General features: G+C 61.0%; 14 protein-coding genes. 5 read left to right on the plus strand and 9 right to left on the minus strand.

The genetic code is table 11. The annotated features are described in order from the left end of the window. Window positions 1-5: 5 nt before the first annotated feature. Both HX803_RS14655 and HX803_RS14660 read left to right on the plus strand, forming a co-directional pair. Window positions 6-473 carry an RNA methyltransferase gene (locus HX803_RS14655; protein ID WP_003189607.1) on the plus strand — a complete coding sequence of 156 codons (468 nt, stop codon included), beginning with the start codon at window positions 6-8 and terminating at the stop codon, window positions 471-473. Window positions 474-540: 67 nt separating this feature from the next. Beyond that, window positions 541-882: a DUF2892 domain-containing protein gene (locus HX803_RS14660; protein ID WP_178921570.1), complete on the plus strand. Its 342-nt coding sequence runs from the start codon at window positions 541-543 to the stop codon at window positions 880-882. Window positions 883-1,023: 141 nt separating this feature from the next. Here HX803_RS14660 and HX803_RS14665 read toward each other — a convergent pair whose 3' ends face one another. Both HX803_RS14665 and HX803_RS14670 read right to left on the minus strand, forming a co-directional pair. After that, window positions 1,024-2,244 carry a hypothetical protein gene (locus HX803_RS14665; protein WP_178921572.1) on the minus strand — a complete coding sequence of 407 codons (1,221 nt, stop codon included), beginning with the start codon at window positions 2,242-2,244 and terminating at the stop codon, window positions 1,024-1,026. A gap of 14 nt (window positions 2,245-2,258) precedes the next feature. Then, on the minus strand, window positions 2,259-2,708 hold the full coding sequence (locus tag HX803_RS14670; RefSeq protein WP_003172524.1) for a YcgN family cysteine cluster protein: 450 nt from the start codon (window positions 2,706-2,708) through the stop codon (window positions 2,259-2,261). Window positions 2,709-2,862: 154 nt separating this feature from the next. Between HX803_RS14670 and HX803_RS14675 the strand changes: the two genes are divergently transcribed. After that, window positions 2,863-3,447: a nitroreductase family protein gene (locus HX803_RS14675; RefSeq protein ID WP_176995308.1), complete on the plus strand. Its 585-nt coding sequence runs from the start codon at window positions 2,863-2,865 to the stop codon at window positions 3,445-3,447. Window positions 3,448-3,495: 48 nt separating this feature from the next. On the opposite strand, the gene HX803_RS14680 is transcribed toward HX803_RS14675, so the two are convergent. From HX803_RS14680 to HX803_RS14710, 7 genes are all read right to left on the minus strand, one after another. After that, complete coding sequence (locus HX803_RS14680) at window positions 3,496-7,935, minus strand: SET domain-containing protein-lysine N-methyltransferase (protein ID WP_178921574.1); 4,440 nt, start codon at window positions 7,933-7,935, stop codon at window positions 3,496-3,498. A gap of 46 nt (window positions 7,936-7,981) precedes the next feature. Beyond that, entirely contained in the window at window positions 7,982-11,491 is a 3,510-nt protein-coding gene (locus HX803_RS14685) for a hypothetical protein (protein ID WP_178921576.1), read from the minus strand. A gap of 138 nt (window positions 11,492-11,629) precedes the next feature. Continuing rightward, window positions 11,630-12,562, minus strand: a complete 933-nt coding sequence (locus HX803_RS14690; protein WP_178921578.1) for a D-2-hydroxyacid dehydrogenase — start codon at window positions 12,560-12,562, stop codon at window positions 11,630-11,632. 119 nt (window positions 12,563-12,681) lie between these two features. Then, window positions 12,682-12,975, minus strand: coding sequence for a YcgL domain-containing protein (locus tag HX803_RS14695; RefSeq protein WP_016971378.1), 294 nt, complete (start codon window positions 12,973-12,975; stop codon window positions 12,682-12,684). Continuing rightward, window positions 12,972-14,105 (minus strand): ribonuclease D, encoded by a 1,134-nt coding sequence (gene rnd, locus HX803_RS14700; protein WP_178921580.1) that lies wholly within the window; start codon window positions 14,103-14,105, stop codon window positions 12,972-12,974. The genes HX803_RS14695 and rnd overlap by 4 nt, the downstream gene beginning before the upstream one ends. Window positions 14,106-14,228: 123 nt before the next feature. Further along, window positions 14,229-14,828 carry a class I SAM-dependent methyltransferase gene (locus HX803_RS14705; protein ID WP_178921583.1) on the minus strand — a complete coding sequence of 200 codons (600 nt, stop codon included), beginning with the start codon at window positions 14,826-14,828 and terminating at the stop codon, window positions 14,229-14,231. A gap of 101 nt (window positions 14,829-14,929) precedes the next feature. Beyond that, window positions 14,930-16,300, minus strand: a complete 1,371-nt coding sequence (locus HX803_RS14710; protein ID WP_178921585.1) for a glutamine synthetase family protein — start codon at window positions 16,298-16,300, stop codon at window positions 14,930-14,932. A 415-nt stretch (window positions 16,301-16,715) separates the two neighbouring features. Between HX803_RS14710 and HX803_RS14715 the strand changes: the two genes are divergently transcribed. Continuing rightward, window positions 16,716-17,489 carry a transporter substrate-binding domain-containing protein gene (locus HX803_RS14715; protein WP_178921587.1) on the plus strand — a complete coding sequence of 258 codons (774 nt, stop codon included), beginning with the start codon at window positions 16,716-16,718 and terminating at the stop codon, window positions 17,487-17,489. Between the two features lie 50 nt (window positions 17,490-17,539). Further along, the gene (locus HX803_RS14720) at window positions 17,540-18,376 is read left to right on the plus strand and encodes a cache domain-containing protein (protein ID WP_178921589.1); all 837 of its coding nucleotides are present in this window, start codon (window positions 17,540-17,542) and stop codon (window positions 18,374-18,376) included. Window positions 18,377-18,513 lie beyond the last annotated feature (137 nt).

Below are 18,513 nucleotides of genomic sequence, written 5' to 3' on the forward strand. Positions count from 1 at the left end.
TCCCCGTGGGCAATAAACGCTACAGCTGCATCGGTCTGTACAACCCCAAATCCCCCGAAAACGTCGGCTCGGTGATGCGCGCCGCCGGCTGCTACGGCGTGGCCTCGGTGTTCTACACCGGCGTGCGTTACGAGCGCGCCCGGGACTTCATCACCGACACCAAGAAGGTCCACCACGACATTCCGCTGATCGGCATCGATGACCTGAAAAAGATCCTGCCCCTGGGCTGCATCCCCGTCGCCGTGGAACTGGTGGAGGGCGCCCGCCCGCTGCCCGAATACACCCACCCGGACCGCGCGCTGTATATCTTCGGCCCTGAGGACGGCTCCCTCGACAAGGAGATCCGTGACTGGTGTGAAGACGTGGTGTACATCCCGACCACCGGCTGCATGAACCTCGCGGCGACCGTCAACGTGGTGCTCTATGACCGCCTGGCCAAGGGCAACAACACCCGTTCGGGCCCCAAATACTGATTCTGCGGGAACATCCGGCGCCTGCGGGCAGTCAGCTGTTTACCTTTGCCCTTGTTGGAGACAGATCATGAGCGACAGCAAAACCCTGCGACCTATCATCGAGCACACGCCGTTTGAAACCCCACCGACACAGAACGTGCATGGCTGGGAACGCATCGGCTCGGTGGCCGGTGGCCTGATGATGGTGGGTAAAGGCCTGCGCCGTGGCGGCATTTTCGGCTTGATCCAGGTAGCGATCGGCGGCGTGGCCCTGGCCCGTGGTTTTACCGGGCACAGCTCGCTCAAGGACAAGCTGGAACAGGGCCGCCAGGAAATGAACAGCGTGCGCACGAAGATCGAACGCGCGGGCGCCGAGTTGAAAAACTTGAAGACCAAGGCTGAAGTGGCCGCTGAAAAAACCACTGGCTAACAGGGATCGTCCAAACAATGGAGATCTAAATGTGGGAGCGGGCTTGCTCGCGAAGACGGTGTGTCAGTTAACTCATCTTGAACTGATAAACCGCATTCGCGAGCAAGCCCGCTCCCACATTGGATAGTGCAAGGTTTGGAATCAGCGCAGTAATTTGCTATCCAGCACCACCGACGACTCGCCAATAATGCTTTCAGCCAACTGCACAAACTCTGGCGTGGTGATGCTGTTGGCGCGCATCACCGCCTGGGCCAGGTCATCCAGTGAACGCTTATTGTGGGTCTTCACGCGGATCTCCCGGTCCAACTCCTGCAACACCACCACCGCACGCGCAACCGTCGCCGCACCGACGTGCTCGCCACGCAGCGTGGTGACGTCCTTGCCCTCATGGTTCAGGCGCGTCTGGATCGCGGCATACCGTTCATCGGTGATGCCACCGGCACGCCGCAGTAATTCAATGGCGTAGTACTCACCCAAACCTTCGCTGATCCAGTCACTGCTTTCATGGTCGTTGAAGCGGCCGATCGTCTGCACCACCTCACGGATCAACGGGCTGCTGCCGTTTTCGCTGACCAACGGCGTGCGGCTGTTGAGGTAGATCGAGTCCCGCGACGAAAACACGCCACGGCGCATCGGGTCACTCGCACCCACCACCAGCAATTTGGCCGGATGGCGCGGAAATGCCGCCTCCACCTGGGGCCAGACGAACGTCAGTAGGGTCAGCACATCCATGCGGCGCATGGCCTGGCCCTTGGGCGAGGCCACGGTGACTTCGGTTTCCCCAAGGCGCACGCGCCGGCTGCCGAGGTTGCCGGCAAGCATCCAGCCGGTGGGCCGGTCGAACAGACGCGAAACGTTGTCGATGCGGAATTTGTTCTTGCCGATACGTGGCCAGGCGGTTTCGACGCTTTTCCAGCCGGCCGGCAACTCGAACACCAGCCGCGACACCAGCTCGACCCCATCCTGCTGGTCCAACCGTGCGGCCGGCACTAGGTCTTCGCCACGGAACAGCGCCCAGCTTGGCGTCATGCGGGCTTCATAGAGACCCGGTTTGCGTGCATGGGTGAGGCGAACGCGGTACGTCAGGCTGGCCTTGCTCGCGCCGGGCTGCCACAGGCTACGGGTGCCGGTGACTTTCCACTGGCCGTCGGCCTTGAAGTCGCTGTAGTCACCGTCATGGCCCAGGTCGAAGTCGAGGCTGCGCACGGCCGCGCCCTGGGACAGGCTCACGCGCACTTCGGCCTGGTCGCTCTGGGGCAGCAGCTTGACGTGATAATCGAGGTCGACTTTCTTCGCGCACCAGCCCGGCAGGCTCAGCGACAACAGCACCAGGGTCGCCGCCAGCTTGGATCCCAGCCTCATACACACTCCTTTTTTCAGCCCGCGCGGAAGATCAGGTAATCCTCCCAGTCATCTTCGGGCACGCTGCCTTCGCTGAGCATGCGCCCGGACTGGGAAATGCGTTCGTGGTGTACGGCGTCGCGGTCGCCACACACCAGGTGGTGCCACAGTGGCAAGTCCTTGCGCTCGCTGACCAGGCGGTAACCACAGGTCGGCGGCAGCCATTTGAACTGGTCGGCCTGGCCCGGGGTGAGCTGGATGCAGTCGGGCACCGACGCACGACGGTTGGGGTAGTCGGTGCACTGGCAGGTCTTGAGGTCCAGCAGCTTGCAGGCGATACGCGTGTAATAGACGCTGTTGTCGTCTTCATCTTCGAGCTTTTGCAGGCAGCACAGGCCGCAGCCGTCGCACAACGACTCCCATTCCTCCTGGTCGAGGTGTTCGAGGGTTTTGCGTATCCAGAAAGGTTCGACTTTGGCGGCCATGGCTCTACATCAGTATCGGTAGGTGAAAAGGCCGCCAGTCTAGTGCCAGAGGCCCCCGGGGCCAAGCGCTTACGACTGGCGGTGTAACAACACTTGTCAGTCTAGTGGCCGCGCAGTAGCTTTGAACGCCGAATTGACGATCAGGAACTGCTCCATGACACGTGTTGCCGATTATCCGATCCACACCCAGTTCACCGAACGCTGGTCGCCCCGCGCCTTCACCGGCGAAACCATCTCCCAGGAAACCCTGCTGAGCTTCTTCGAAGCCGCGCGCTGGGCGCCGTCGGCCTACAACTCGCAGCCCTGGCGTTTTCTCTACGCGCGCCGCGACACGCCGGACTGGGAGCGCTTCCTGGGCCTGCTCAATGAATTCAACCGTGGCTGGGCGCAACACGCGTCGGCCCTGGTGATCATCGCCTCGAAAACCGACTTCACCGCCCCCGGCGCCAGCGAAGAAACCCCGGCCCTGTGGCACACCTTCGACACCGGTTCGGCCTGGGGCCACCTGGCGCTGCAAGCCAGCCTCAGCGGCTGGCACACCCACGGCATGGCCGGTTTCGACCAGGAGCTGACCCGCAAAGAGTTGAAGATTCCCGAAGGCTACGCGCTGCACGCCGCCGTGGCCGTGGGCAAGCTGGGTGACAAGTCGACCTTGCCGGAGTACCTGCAAGGCCGTGAAACGCCGAGCCCACGTCGGCCCTTGAGCGAGTTGGTGTCCGAAGGTGATTTCAGCCTTTGATGCCGAATGAAGCTGCATCGCCAAGGATGCAGCTTTATCGCTGATCGGTCAGGCGTCGGGATCGGGTTTGATCGCGATGTCGGGCACCGGGTTGTAATAAGGCCCATAGTCCAGCAGTAACTCATCACCGGCCTTGATGTCCTTGAGCGACACATAGAAAGTCAGGTTTTTTCCCACCGAGATGGACGCGACATTATTCGCCTGCCACGCCGGCCCGTTCCTCAACTGCGCCGTATTGACCAGGCTCAGGGTGTTTCCGGTGTTGAACGCACTCACCGAACGTGTACCCGAGCGCGTGCCGAACAGATAGGTCAACACCGCTCGCGAGCCTTGTTTGCGCTGCTCCTCAAATAATGAGGCCTCTGACGCATGATATTTGCCTGAATAAGGCCCCAGCACCTCGAACTGGGGAATGTCGCGTCGTGCCCACACCGAAGCCCCACGCGCCGGCCCGCCATCGTCCAGTGGCGTGACGACCTCCAATGTTTCATCAAACTTCGTTCCGTGCTGCCCTTCGCTGCGCAGCCAGTCTTTTATGGACGCCTTGATGCGATCAGCGACCGCTTTTTTTTCTGCCGAACCCAGACCGTCCAACAGACCATTCCAATGGGAGATCCGAATGTCATCGATAGGCCCCTCCAACGCGAGGGTCAAGCTGATCTTGGGATCTCGCGGGTCTTGCAGAATCGGTAGCGAATTGTCGACCTGATGGGACGACAGGGTACGAGGTGTCGTGACGCCGGGCTCGATCTTGACGACGGTCGAGGCAGTCCTGGACGGCCCGGGAATCGGTACGTTCGGCGCCGGTGGTGGAGGAGAGAGTTTGGGCATCGACAAGTCCAGCGGTTCCTGTTGCGGCGGGTCGATGGGGTCAGAAGCTGGCCGTTTGCGCGATGCCCCAGGAGGCGGCTGCACAGTCGGAGGCAGAACGGGAACACCCGCTGGCGCACGCGCGCTGCGCTTCAAGCCCGCCGGGCTCAAGGTGCCATCGACATAGACAAAGGTGACCCACGTGACAGGATTGAGGTTGTGTTGACGTCTGAACGCCTCAGGGGTGACGCGATTACCGGGCTGTTGGAAAAGCTGGCTCCACTGCTGCAAATGCGTGTCTGTGAGGGTGTCGTACGTACCGCCGGCAGCCCTGAACAACAACGCCTCGCCACGCCCCATAAGGCCACCAGATTGCCTCACGTGCCCCTTGAAATCAGCGATCCCCAGGTTGTGGCCACTGGCGAAGCCCTCCATGGTCATTGCATCACGTGCTTGCTGCGTCATGCCCTGCCAGTCACGAATGTGCCTGGGTGTAATCGCATTCAACGGTACACCCGCGGCGCGGTCGCGCAGGATGACGCCCGCGGCGCTCAAACGGCCGTCAGCCTGAACGTAATGTGCCCAGGTGGCCGGGTTGAGCCGATGCCGCCTGGCAAACCCCTGAATCGTGACCTTTTGCTGCTCCGGTACGGACAAGGCCTCCCACGCCCGTAGATGATCGCCGTTTACATGCACACCGCCCTTCGCCCCCAGGCGTTGCCACTGATCCCCTTCGATATGCTGGACTAATACCTCCGTTTGCCGGTTGTTGTGATAGATCCGCGCCTGAACAGCCCCCTCTTCGGTGCGAGTCACTTGTCGAACTTCATACACGGCCGTTTGCCCAGCATTGTCGGTGTGGCGAATGTGGGAGGCATGACCGTTGGCAGCCACATAAACCCCCTGGCTGTTGCGTGACAGGCCGCTGATGCTCGCCTCGGAAACTTTGAAGTGGCGGAACAAGGTGTTACTCAACTCGCTGCCTGGCTCCACATGAGCCGCGCCACTCACACCATCCACGGCATGGGTATGCGCGGTGAAGTCTTCAAGCGGGCATCCGTAAGCACGCATCAATGCGGTATCAAAGGCATACCACTTGCCGTTGTGTAACACGGCACCGACTTCAACAGACTCGCCCGCCACCTTCAACGTGCCCGTCGCCGCCCCGTCATAGTGCTTGCTCACAGCCTTCAACAGGTCGTAACTGCCGCTGGCGCCCCTCAGCGCATTGACCGTTTCCAGCCCCTTGGAAAGCACCCGTTGCGCACCCGCACCGATAAGCCTGGCTGCGCCCACCGTCAAATCGCCCACGCCACTCAAGGGATTGAAGGCTTCAATGGCCGTCGCGCCGATGAATCGCGCCACCTTGGCCACACCACGCAGACTTGAAACCCCCTTTGATAACGCCTTGCTCGCTTGCGCCGCCTTGCCGGCGCCCAATGTGACCAATCCGATGAAATCCAGGCTCAAATCGAACAGACCATCAGCCACATTGCCGTTGCTGAAATTGACGATGGCCGATCTCAGGGGAACAAGGTTCAGGAAGAACTCGCCGATGGCCTTGTTTGTCGCCGCGGTTTCATCAAAGGAGGTCACGCCCCTGGCCTGCTGCAGCAAGTCCTCGTTGCGCAGGTCAAGGGACTTGGCAAACACCCTGGCAATGTAATCGCTGCGCGTCGAGCCGACCTGGGGGAGCCGTTCGTCCTTGAAGGGATCAAATACCACCGTTTTGCTCACGACATTGGCGTTACGGTGATGCAGGTTCTCGTCCGTATAGGGCGGTGTATAGCGTCTCCTTAGATAATTCTGTTTCTTGATCGTGGCATTTCGCGTGTCGATCTCATAAATATTGACCTCCCCGCCACGCGTGGTTTTCACCTGCAAGGTGTGGCCCCGATTACTGAGGGTGGGTTTGGTCGTCATGTCCACGGCCAATGTATAGTCGTTGGTATGAAAGAACTCCAATTGCCCGTGTTCCAGGTTCTCACGATCCTGGGGCGGCAACGTGGAGATCAAGTAGTTGGCCAAGCCTTGTTGGCCGGCTTCGATCGACGTGATCGCCTGGTCGTATGCGGTCTTGAAGGCTGTCGCAACGTCCAGCTTGCCCGCGGCGTACTGAGTGCAGAAGGGCTTGATGGGGATGCGCGTGTCCCGGGACACCCAGTGCTCATTGGCACCTAACGGGCCACCGTGCATGACGATGTCCAGCATGGACTGCATCCCGGGAAATCGACCGGTACGGCCTGGGATCAGGAACGCCTTATGCAAGGTTGGCGCTTCGAACACCTTGGGGTCCACGTCGGGAAACGCCTGTTTCAGCGCATCCAGCGCCATTTCCCGACGGCTGGGGATGGGCGTCTGAGCCAGGGTATTAGCACGCCTCAAGGCCGCCAGTTGGCTGTTGTAGGCCACTCTTACCCGCTCACGCTCGGCATCTGTCGGCGCGGTGGTTTTCAGCAAGCCGTTCGCCACACCCCAGTCGGTCAGCGCGTGTTGCTGAGCCTGCTGAAGAACAGCCTCGGGCGTGTTGAGCTGCTCGGCCAGGGCCAGCACCTGGGTGTAATTGAGGTTGAGCGCACGCCCTGGAGAATCCGCTTCAATGCGCGCCGTCGCAATCGCCAACTGCACCCAGGTGACACTGCCGTAAGTCACGCTTGAGGGAATGCCCTTGACCAGGAACTGCGGCGCCGACTTCGCCATTAGCAGCCGAGCGCCCAGATTGGCGGTTTGCGCTGTCACCCGTCCTTTTTCCAACAGATGACGGCTGAGGCCATCGATCACTGTCGAAGGTGGCTGGCCCCAATGCCCCTTTTGTGCAAGGTCAAAACCGGCGACTGTCGTGTGCGGCGGTGCGGCCAAAGCCTCAGGGTCCAGCCCCAACTGGATCGCAGCCAACAGGTACTCGTTAAGGCTGCTGTCGCTGGCAACCCCATCCAGTTTTGCCTGGATCGCCCGTCCCAGTGCCTGGGCCTTGGGTGAGCCAAGTAACGTCTCAATCGCAGCGCTTGGCGCGCGCAAGTCCTTCTCGGTGATCGAGCTGCCACTGAGCAGATACCCGAGGACGCCAGTGTGCGTATCCACCAACGGCAGGCCGGGCAGCCCGGTGGTTGGGCTTTGCAGCATGTCGATGATTGACCGCTGTGCTTGCACGCTGAGCGGTATCGGCCAAGCCAGCGCACCGCTGAAATTCCCCAAAGGGTGGACCTGCGCGCGCCGGGTCACGATGTGATTCAACTCGATCAACGCGTCCCAGGTTTTCGCAAGGGTCAAGCCACTGCCTTTCAGAAAAGCCTCAAGGCTGACAACGGCAGGCGCCGTCAGCGCCTGTTGGCGGTAAAACGTGGAGTCTTCGCACACCGTCATTGAGGCACTTTTCAGGCCCGCCATTACCTCGGCTTCAAACCGGGCGGCGTTTTGGCCCTGCACGAGGGGGATGTCTGAGGGGAACCGTTTATTCAGTGCTTCAATCAGCGTGTGTAATTTTCTCGCCAGAACTTGCCAGTTGCAGCTGTCACCAAATGCGGTTTTCAACGCGGTCGGGTTATCCAGCGTCGACGCTGCACCTTGCGAGCTCGACGTCTGGGGCCGACCTACCACCACCGTCGATAGAGGGTTGGCGACTGGCACAGTCGGCTGGGTGTCACGGGAATAGGGGTTGGCGGGATTAATGACCGTCATGAGAGGCTACCTGTCCATAGTCAAGGGGTTGTCCGGCGTAACGCTGTCAAGGCGCCTTAGCGAGAAGCTCGTTGAACTTGCGGCGTGCCTCTTCCTTACTCCGGTAGTACACATCGCTGACGCCCGGCACCATAAACTCGGCAGGCAGACCATCCATGTCCACGGGAAACACTTTGTTGTCTCTTGCGGAGTACATGAAGTTTTTCAACTGAGGATCGTTATGGAAAATGTCCTTCGCTTCCATTTCTGCGAATGCATCGTCGAGTAACGACCGCGCGGATGCCGGCAAACTGCCCTTTTCAATCTGGCTGAGGTCGATGCCGTCGATCCTGCCCATCTTTATGTACTTACGCCCCTCATCGATCATCACCACGGCAAAGCCTTCGCCGTAGTATTTGTTCAGGTTGACCACCTCCATATCGGTGTGGCCCTCGGCAGTGGTCAGTCGCGTCGGTCCCAGGTCTTTGTAAACACTCTTGCCATCCAGGCTCGCGTAGATAATGCCCTCTCCACCCCGCCCAATCTCCGGCCCAAGGTCCGACTTGACCGACGGCAGGCCACCGCCCTGAGCGCCGAGACGTTGCCACTGGTCACCCTGGACATGCTCGACCAGCAGAGGGGTTTGCCGGTTGTTGTGATAGATCCGCGCTTGCACGGCCCCGTCTGCCGTACGGGTCACCTGGCGGACTTCGTACACGGCGCTCAGGCCGGTGCTGTCGGTATGCCGGATATGCGACAGGTGCCCATCAGCAGCGACGTACACGCCCCGGCTGTCAGGTGTAAGCCCGGTAATGCTCGATGCCGGCACCTTGTAGTTGCCAAATTGGGTATTGCTCAATGCTCGGGAGGGCTCGATATTCGCGGGGCTGATCGCACCGTCCACAGCCCGGGTTCTTGGCGTGAACCCATCAAGGGGTGGGCCGTAGGGGCGCATCTTGTCAGGGTCAAAACCGTACCATTTGCCCCTGAGGAGCACTGCACCGTTTTCAGTGCTTTGGCCCGCTATTTTGAGGCTGCCGGTCGCTGCTTCACCGTAGTGTTTGCTGGCGGCCTTGAGCAGGTCATAACTGCCACTGGCTCCCCTGAGCTTGTTGACGGTTTCCACGCCTTTCTGCGCACCTTTGGCAAGCAAACGGGCGCCTCCCGTGGCCAAATCCACCAAACCACTGAAGGGGTTGAACGCCTCGACAGCGGTAGCCCCCAGCAAGCGCGCGACTTTGGTCACCGCACCTAGACTGGAAACACCTTTGGCCAGCAATCTGCTCGCCTGTGCAGCCTTCCCGGCCCCCAGCGTCACGAGGCCTATGACATCCAGCCCGAGGTCAAACAGGCCTGCCGCGTAGTTGCCGTTACTGAAATTGACGATGGCCGATCGCAAGGGAATGAGGTTGAGAAAGAACTCACCTATCGCATCATTCCGGGCACGCCCCTGGTCGTAGGACGTGAAGCCCCTGGCGTGGTTGAGCAGGTCTTCATTGTGCAAGTCGAGAGACTTGGCGAAAACCTTCGCAATGTATTTACTGCGTTCGGACCCCAAGCTGTCAGGCACGGTTGCCGGCGCGTTTTTTTCGCGGGCCTGGGCCGCCTCCTCCTTGAAGGGATCAAACAGCACTGTCTTACTAACGGTATTTGCCGTGCGATCTTCCAGCTTCCCGGTTGTATAGGGCGGTGTGTAGCGTGATCTTAAGTAGTCGCGGTTTTTTATGCTGAACGTGCGGGTGTCGATCTCATAAATATGCGTCTCGCCGCCCCGGGTTACCTTGACATCGAGGGTATGCCCCCGGGTTTTCAAAGCCAGGGGGGTGGTGAGGTCCATGGCCATGGTGTAGTCATTCGTGTGAAAAAACTCCAGCCGGCCATATTCGAAGTTCATTCTATCTTCAGGCGCCAGCGTGGAAATCAGGTAGCGAACCAAACCCTCATGCCCGTTTTCAAGGGCTGTGAGGCTTTGCTCATAGGCGCTGGCGAATGCACCCGATACATCCAGCTTGCCGCTTTCGGACAATGCACAGAACCGCTGGATGGGGATGCGTTTATCCTGGGAAATCCAATGTTCCTTATCACCCAGCGTGTCCCCCTCCATGACGATATCCATCATCGAACGCATGCCAGGAAACACACCGGGCCGCCCTGGATTGAGCCAGGCTTTCTGCAAGGTCTTTGCTTCAAAGACGTGGGTTTCAACCTCAGGAAAGGCCGCTTTGAGCTGGGCAAGCGCCAACGCCTTGCGGTCGGGTATTTCAGTCTGCAGCAAGGTCGCTGCAGACGTCAGGACACTTAACTGGTTGTTGTAGGCGAGCCGGATGCGTTCCATTTCACTTGCGACAGATGAAGTGTCGCGCCCATCAACAACACCGTTGGCCGCTGCCCATAGGGTCAGGGCGTTGCGCTGGGCCACTTGAACGCCCGGTAGGCCGGGGCCGATCTCTTCGGCTGCGACCAGGACTTCGCTGTAGGTCATGTTCAGGACACGGCCGGGGGAGTCCGCCTCAAGCCTGGCCGTGGCTATCGCAAATTGGGTCCAGAGCAGGCTGCCATATGTCACGCTGGAAGGAACGCCCTTGACCAGCAACTCAGGGGCCTGGCGAGCCAGCAGCAGGCGTGCGGCCAGATCTGCCGTCTGCCGGGAGGCTCTGCCCTTTATCCTCAAGTGCTCGGCCAAAGCCTGGATCACTACCGACGCGGGTTTGCCCCAGTGTGAACGCTGCGCCAGGTCAAACCCGGCAACACTGTTGGGGGCAGGACGCCCACGTGACTCAGGATCAAGCCCGACATGAATAGCTGCCAAAAGGTAGTCATTGATGCTGGTGTCCGTGGCAATACCACCCAATTTGTCCTGCAGGGCTTTCCCCAGCGCCTGGGCCTTGGGTGAGCCGAGCAGTTTCTCAATCGCCAGGCTCGGCCTCTTCAAGTCAGACTCGGACACAGCACTGCCACTGAACAAGTGCCCCAGCACCCCCTTGGCACCCTCGGCCAATGGCACCCCCGGCAGGCCGGACGAATCACTTTGCAGCCAGGCAGCCAACGAATCCTGGTCCTGATTCGACAACGGTACAGGCCAGGCGAGTGCGCCACTGAAATTGCCCAGGGGATGTACCTGAGCGTTCTTGGCAACCACGTTATTGAGTTCGATCAGCGCGCCAATGGATTTCGGTACGCTCAGGCCACTGGCCGCCAGAAAGGCGTCCAGACTGGAAGACGTCAGCGGATGCTGCTGAAAATAGGTGGAATCCTCACACACATGGATCGTGGTGTTTTTCAAGCGTGCTGCCAAGTCCGCCTGAAAACCGCTGCCCTGCTGATGCGGCGCTGCCAGCGCTTGATCAGGATAAGCCTCGCTCAAGGCTTGTGTGACATCCTTGAGTTTTTTTGCCAGGGCTAGCCAGTTGCAACTGTCGCCGAAAGCCCTTTTCAACGCCGCCGGGTTGTCGAGCGTCGGGGCCTGCACCTGAAGGTTTGGCGACTGTAGCGGGAGGTTCGTCGAGGGTGGCGGTGTTTGATCACCTGCGCTTGTTACGGAATATGATGGAGTACGTAGGGCATTGATGGCGTGCATAGTAGTGACCTGTCCATAGCGGGAATACGTCCTGCCACCCACGCCTTTCGGCCTGGTTGGCGTTCACTGGGTGTTAATCCCCAGGGAAGCAGTTCCCGCTTGACTGTCAGTGCTTATGTCAATGCCACTGTCTTCGGATCAGTAACCCCGTGCGAAATCCACAGTCCCACGCAGTGCTTTTTTGGCTTGATACGCCCGCAGGTTTTGCACAAACAACTCCACCATCAACTCCGGCGACGTTGGCGCCGAGCTGTGCCCCGTCAGCAACAGCCCCCAGGCGGTCCAGAAAGGATGCCGTTGTGGCAGCGGTTCCTGGCGGCACACATCGATCACCGCGCCGGCCAGGTGCCCTTCCTTCAAGGCCTCGACCAGGTCGGCATCCACCACCGACACACCGCGCCCGACGTTGATAAACAACCCGGTCGGCTTGAATTGCTTGAACAACGCCGCGTCGTACAGGTCGTGGGTGTTGGGGGTGTTGGGCAGCAGGTTGATCACGTAATCCACCTCGCCCACCAGGCGGCCCAACTGGTCCAGCCCGGCCACTTCGATGAACGGCGCCTGCTCCCGGGCGGCACTGGCAATGCCGTACAGCTTCACGCCGAACGGCACCAGGAACTCGGCAACACCCTGGCCGATATCGCCGGTGCCCACGATCAACGCCTTGCGCCCCGCCAGGCTCTGGCCCATGCGATTGTCCCACTTGCGCTCGACCTGGCTGACCAGCCGCGCCAGCACTTCACGCTCGTGGCCGAGCATATAGGTGAGCACGAATTCAGCCATGACCTGGCCGTAGATGCCCACCGCACGGGTGAGGCGATAGTCGCGGGGCAAGCCATCGGCCAACAGCGGCGTGATACCGGCCCAGGTCGATTGCAGCCATTGCGGGTGATGACCTTGGCGCAACAGCGTCGCCAGCAGGTCTGGCTGGCCCAGCCATACCGGGCAATCGGCGGCCAGGCGCGACAGCTCGGCCGAGTCGCCGCTGGTGAACACCTCAAGGTTCGGAGCCGCTGCGCTCAGCAACTGGGCGTAGAGCGGGTGATCCTGTTCAGCAATCAGAACACGCATGGTTAAAACCTTTCAAAAACAATGCAGGCGACCGCCGAGGCCGTTCGCTGCCTCCCTGCGGCCAGCGCCTGATAATACGAGTCCATGGATGAATGTGCCCTGAACAGGGCACCGACCGATCACATCGGGTCGTTGCGGCGCAGCAGCTCTTCGGGCAAGTGTTCGATGTACTCGTCCTCGGCCGGTGGCATTTGCAGGTGGTAACCCTGCTTGTCGAGGTTTTCCAGGACTTGCACGATGTCTTCCTGTTGCAGCTTGCGCTCAGGTGTCAGCACCAGGTCGAAGGCGTGCGCCGGCTTGCCGAAAATCGTCAGCAGGCCTTCGGGTACCCGTTCAAGGGCATCGCTCTTGAGCACATACAGGTACATGCCAGTGCGTTTGGAGCTGCGGTAGATGGAGCAAATACGTTTCAAGGCTGTTCTCCGGCAGTGGCCAGGCTGTCGAGCAGCGCCTGGCCCATCAACTCGCGGCGCCAGCCACGCAGCGAGTCTGGCAATTGGTAAGGCCCATCGGGATAGCCACTTTTGACCAGGGCTTCGAGGGTTTTCTTGCGCAGCATCAGTTCCGGCGCCATGTCCAGGCGCTCAGCTTCGGCCTGGCCCAGGGCACGCAGTTGCTTGATCAGCGCCGCGGCATCCACCGGCAGCGGTTCGGCAACGGCGGGCGGCCACTGGTCCATCGGCACGCTGCCGGCACGTTTGATCAGATCCAGCAGGAACTGGCCGTCCTGACGCACGGTGCGCGGGTGCATGTCTTCGATCTTGCCCAGCGCGGCGAGGTTATCCGGCTGGGATTTGGCCAGGGGCCATAGCGAGTGTTCGCGAATGATGCGGTTGCGCGGCAAGTCACGCGCGCGGGCCTGCTGTTCACGCCAGGCGCACAGCTCGCGCAATACGGCGAGTTGCGCGCGGGACAGTTTCCACGCCAGCTTGGCGTCGCGGTACACCTCGTAAGGGTCCACTTCGCGGCGTAGGTTGGCCACCAGTTCGGCGCCGTCTTCCAGGACCCACGTGTACTTGTCGTCCGACAGTTGCGGGCGCAAGCGGGTGTAGACCTCCGCCAGGTGCACCGCATCTTCGGCGGCATAGCTCACCTGGGTCTCGGACAGTGGCCGCTGCAGCCAGTCCGAACGGGTCTCGCCCTTGGGCAATTCGATATCGAGCACGGCCTGCACCAGGCGCGAATAGCCCATGGAGAAACCGAGGTTCAGATAAGCCGCCGCCAGTTGGGTATCGAACAACGGCACCGGCAGGCTGCCGGTCAGGCGCAGCAATACTTCCAGGTCTTCGCTGCAGGCGTGTACCACCTTGATCACCGCCGGGTTCTCCAGCAAGGCGGCCAAGGGTTGCCAGTTGTCGATGGTCAGGGGATCGATCAGGTAAGCGCGTGCGCCATCACCGATCTGGATCAGCCCGGCAATAGGATAAAAGGTGTCGACCCGCATGAATTCGGTGTCGAGGGCGACGAATGGCAACTGCTGCCATTCGGCGCAGTGCTGGCCGAGGCTATCGTTGTCGCAGATCCAGTGAATATCGATGGCCACACGGCTCTCCCTTGAAGAATGGCGCGCAGTATATATCGCGAAAGGCCGTAGCGAGCATTCGCTGTGCACGCACAATCGTGAAAACTCCTACAAGAGATGAAAGAGTAGTCCGACCGCTAGGAGTTATCCTCTCTTACGCAGAACGTAGACACGCCACAGCTTGGAGCCCGGCAGGAACTCTTGGTGGTTCAGGACGCTGAAGCCGGCGTGGCGAAACTCCTCCTCTACCGGTGTGCCGGCATTGACCGACACGATCACCGTATCGCGGCTGACCCGATAGAACTCACTGAGCAGCGCCAGGCGCGCTTCGCGCGTGGGCACATGGCGGAACAATTCCAGGCAGAAGATGCAATCCACCGCATTGGCCGACAGGCCGATGGAAAACGCCGAACCCTGGAAGGTCTTGACCCGCTTGAGCAACGACGCCGGGTGATGGGTGCACGCGTGGTCGAGCATGGCCTGGGAATTGTCCGAGGCCAGGATCACGCGGTTGATGTGTTCGGCCAACACCGGCCAAAAGCGCCCCGAGCCGCAGGCCAGGTCGAGGATCAGGCCCGGTTCGCCAGCCACTTTGAGCGCATGGCGCACCAGCCGCTCATCGCGCCACACCGCCAGGCGCTGCAACAGCCCCGGCGGGCGCGTGTCGCCGCAGACCCTGGCGTGCTCACGGTCGCAGCGCTCGGCGAATTCAATCTCGATGGAGGATGGTGGTTGTGGCGACATCACGGGCTCAAGTGAGTGGAACGGTAGTGAACGACCTTGATACGCAGCTTAACCACTGCAACGTGAAAAAAAGGTCGAAACCCGTACCGCCACCAAACCCGTCACGCCTGATGCAGGTACCACCGCCAATCCTGCTCGCCCACTTCGCCCATGAATTGACGGTATTCGGCGCGTTTTACCGCCAGGTAGACGTTGAGGAATTCGCTGCCGAACGCATCCCGCGCCCAGCTGGAACCTTCCAGCGCGCGCAAGGTGGTGAGCCAGTCGGTCGGCAGCAGTTCCTTGGCCTGGGCATAGCCGTTGCCTTCCACCGGCGCGCCGGGGTCCAGTTGCTCACGGATCCCCCGGTGGATACCGGCCAGGATCGCGGCGGCCGCCAGGTAAGGGTTGGCGTCGGCGCCGCAGATGCGGTGTTCGATATGCCGCGAATTCGCCGGCCCTCCCGGCACGCGCAGGCTGACGGTGCGGTTATCGACGCCCCAGGTGGCGGCCAGCGGCGCATAGCTGTTGGTCTGGAAACGGCGGTAGGAGTTGGCGTTGGGGCAGAACATCAGCAACGAGTCGAGCAAGGTGCTGAGCATACCGCCTACCGCCTGGCGCAACAGCGGCGTGCCATCGGTGGCTTCGCTGGCAAACAGGTTATTGCCCTGGGCATCCGCCAGGCTGACGTGCATGTGCATGCCCGTGCCAGCCAGGTCGTCGAAGGGCTTGGCCATGAAACAGGCGGTCATCCCGTGCTTGTGGGCCACGCCCTTGACCAGGCGTTTGTAACGCACCGCCTCGTCCATCGCCTGCAGCGCGTCGGCGCGGTGTTCCAGGGTGATTTCCACCTGGCCCGGGGCGTATTCGGAGATCGCCGTGCGCGCCGGGATGCCTTGCAGTTTGCAGGCGCTGTAGAGGTCGGCGAGAAACGGCTCGATCTGCTCCAGCTCGCGCAGGCCGTAGACCTGGGTCGAGCGCGGCCGGCCGCCGTCCCCATCCCGCGCCGGTTGCGGGCGACCATTGCTGTCGGGCTTCTGGTCGAGCAGGTAGAACTCCAGCTCCGCCGCCATCACCGGGTAGTAACCGTCAGCCTTGAGGCCGTCGATCACCTTGGCCAGCAAATGCCGAGGGTCGGCCACCGTCGCGGGCAGGCCTTCGGTGGGGTGCATGCTGACCTGCACCGCTGCCGTCGGGATCAGGCGCCACGGCATGCGCTGCAAACTGCCGCTGACCGGGTAGGCGCGGCAGTCGATATCGCCCACCTCCCACACCAGCCCCGAGTTTTCGACGTCATCACCGTTGATGGTCAGGCCAAGGATAGTGCTGGGCAGCGGACGGCCACTGTCGTACACCGCCAACAGCTCGTCGCGGTGCAGCAACTTGCCGCGCGGCACACCGTTGTTGTCGAGGATAAACAGCTCGAACATCTCGATGTCCGGGTTGTGTTCAAGGAAGGATTGGGCTTCGTGCAGGCTGGCAAAAACACTCATGGCAATTCTCATACGTTTGCGTCAGGCAGGCGCGCAGGCGCCGCCGGGCAGATGCGCACAGGTGCACGTCATCCATGGGGCAGATCAACGTAGGAGAAAAGTATCTGGTGGGCGCGCGTGTCGGCAGTGGAACAACGCCCAAAAGGCCAACTCGGACGGCAGTGCCTCGACAACCGTCGGACAGCTCGGCACATGGGCGCCAGGCGATGTCTCGGGGTGAGTGTCGGGGGAACCGTCCATACAAGGGTCACAGTGAGGTAGATGCCCGGCAGCGTCACATGCCTGCAAAGGGGGTTCAAGTCAGGGTTGATGGAGTTTGGTTGCACGTTGGCTAAACATTCGCCGCGCCTTGCCACCCTCCCCGGCACCTGCAAATAATGACCGCCCCTGATCATGCCCCCAAGGATTCGACTGCATGAAAGCGCCTCTGACCCTGTGTGTACTGGCCTGCCTGGCCACGCCTGCCCTGGCCGACAACGCCCCGTCGCGTCTCGACGAGGTGCTGCAGCGTGGCACGCTCAACGTGTGCACCACCGGCGACTACAAGCCCTACACCTCCTTGCGCGCCGACGGCACGTATGAAGGCATCGACATTGCCATGGCCGAAAACCTGGCCAAGAGCCTCAACGCCAAGATCCGCTGGGTGCCCACCACTTGGAAAACCCTGATGCCGGACTTCCTCGCCCAACGCTGCGACATCGCCGTGGGCGGTATCTCGGTGTCGCTGGAGCGCCAGAAAAAAGCCTTCTTCAGCCAAACCCTCGGCGTGGATGGCAAGATCCCGCTGGTGCGCTGCGCCGATGTGCAGCACTACCAGACTGTCGAGCAAATCAATAAACCCGAAGTGCGGGTGATTGAGCCCGCTGGCGGCACCAACGAAGTGTTCGCCCGTGCCCACCTGGGCCAGGCGCAAATCCGCCTGCACGACAACGTGACGATCTTCGACGAACTGCTGGCGAGCAAGGCCGACGTGATGATCACTGACGCCAGTGAGGCACGCTACCAACAGAAGCAGAAGCCCGGGCTGTGCGCGGTCAACCCCGACCACCCGATGCAATACAGCGAAAAAGCCTTTTTGCTGCCCCGCGATGATGTGGCCTGGAAGAGCTACGTCGACCAGTGGTTGCACCTGAGCGTGGCCACTGGCGTGTACGACGGCATCGTCAACCAATGGCTGGCGGCGCCCTGAGCCACGGCGGTCTACGCTGTTGTCACATCAATAACAACGAGGGACGGGTCATGAAGGGACTGCTCCGACTCACCTGGCTGCTGCTGTTGTGTGCCAGCCAGGTGCACGCCACCACTCAGGAAGAGGACGCCCGCGCCGCCAAGGCGCTGCTGGAAAAAGCCCTGGTGTATTACCAGAGCAACGGCGACAAGGCCTTCGCCGCGTTCAGCCGCCAGGGTGAGTTCGTCGACCATGACCGCTACGTGTTCGTGGTCGACACAAAAGGCGTCTTGCTGGCCAGCGGCGGGCCCTCCTCGGCGCTGATCGGCCGTGATGTGTCCGAGGTGCTGGGGCCGGATTTGCGGCAGTCGTTCAAGGACGCCTTGAACGTGCCCGAGGGCCAGGGCATCCAGCAGGCCGACTACCGCTGGCAGAACTGGAATGACGGCAAGGTTGAACACAAGCATGTGTTTTATCAGCGGGTGGGGGAGCGGATTCTGGCGGTGGGGTATTACCTGCCACGGGCGACGCCGGAACAGGCGCGGGCCTTGCGCAACAAGGCGGCGAATGCGCTGCTCAAGGACCAAGCCGGGACGCTGAAGGCGATCAACTCATTGCAGGGTGGGTTTCTGCAGGATGATTTGTATGTGTTTGTGGTGGACCTTAAGACCGAACGCTATGTGGCGCATGGGACCAATTTGCGGCTGGTGAATACCGACTTTGCCAAGATCAAGGATCCGGATGGAAAGCCGGTGGGGGAGCCTATCTTGAGGCTGATGGGGGAGCAGGATCAGGGGGAGTACAAGTATCGCTGGAAGAACCCGGTGACGGATCGGGTTGAGAATAAGCATGCTTATTTGCGTAGGGTGGGGGATTTGATGGTGGCTGTGGGGTATTACAGTCCCTGAGGTTTTGGGTGGTGGGCGTATCCATTATTTGGGTGATGGCTGATATGGGTTCCGCCCTTACGGCGGGTCACTTTTGGAAAGAGCCCAAAAGTAACCAAAAGGCTCTTGCCCCAACACTCGGCACCTCGCCTAGGCTC

Source organism: Pseudomonas sp. P7548, assembly GCF_013386585.1.
GTDB lineage: Bacteria > Pseudomonadota > Gammaproteobacteria > Pseudomonadales > Pseudomonadaceae > Aquipseudomonas.

What these genes read in the sequence shown, in the direction of transcription:
- HX803_RS14660 (WP_178921570.1), top strand. Translation starts at nt 541, where the DNA reads ATGAGCGACAGCAAAACCCTGCGACCTATCATCGAGCACACGCCGTTT.
- HX803_RS14665 (WP_178921572.1), bottom strand. Translation starts at nt 2,244, where the DNA reads ATGAGGCTGGGATCCAAGCTGGCGGCGACCCTGGTGCTGTTGTCGCTG.
- HX803_RS14670 (WP_003172524.1), bottom strand. Translation starts at nt 2,708, where the DNA reads ATGGCCGCCAAAGTCGAACCTTTCTGGATACGCAAAACCCTCGAACAC.
- HX803_RS14675 (WP_176995308.1), top strand. Translation starts at nt 2,863, where the DNA reads ATGACACGTGTTGCCGATTATCCGATCCACACCCAGTTCACCGAACGC.
- HX803_RS14680 (WP_178921574.1), bottom strand. Translation starts at nt 7,935, where the DNA reads ATGACGGTCATTAATCCCGCCAACCCCTATTCCCGTGACACCCAGCCG.
- HX803_RS14685 (WP_178921576.1), bottom strand. Translation starts at nt 11,491, where the DNA reads ATGCACGCCATCAATGCCCTACGTACTCCATCATATTCCGTAACAAGC.
- HX803_RS14690 (WP_178921578.1), bottom strand. Translation starts at nt 12,562, where the DNA reads ATGCGTGTTCTGATTGCTGAACAGGATCACCCGCTCTACGCCCAGTTG.
- HX803_RS14705 (WP_178921583.1), bottom strand. Translation starts at nt 14,828, where the DNA reads ATGTCGCCACAACCACCATCCTCCATCGAGATTGAATTCGCCGAGCGC.
- HX803_RS14710 (WP_178921585.1), bottom strand. Translation starts at nt 16,300, where the DNA reads ATGAGTGTTTTTGCCAGCCTGCACGAAGCCCAATCCTTCCTTGAACAC.
- HX803_RS14715 (WP_178921587.1), top strand. Translation starts at nt 16,716, where the DNA reads ATGAAAGCGCCTCTGACCCTGTGTGTACTGGCCTGCCTGGCCACGCCT.
- HX803_RS14720 (WP_178921589.1), top strand. Translation starts at nt 17,540, where the DNA reads ATGAAGGGACTGCTCCGACTCACCTGGCTGCTGCTGTTGTGTGCCAGC.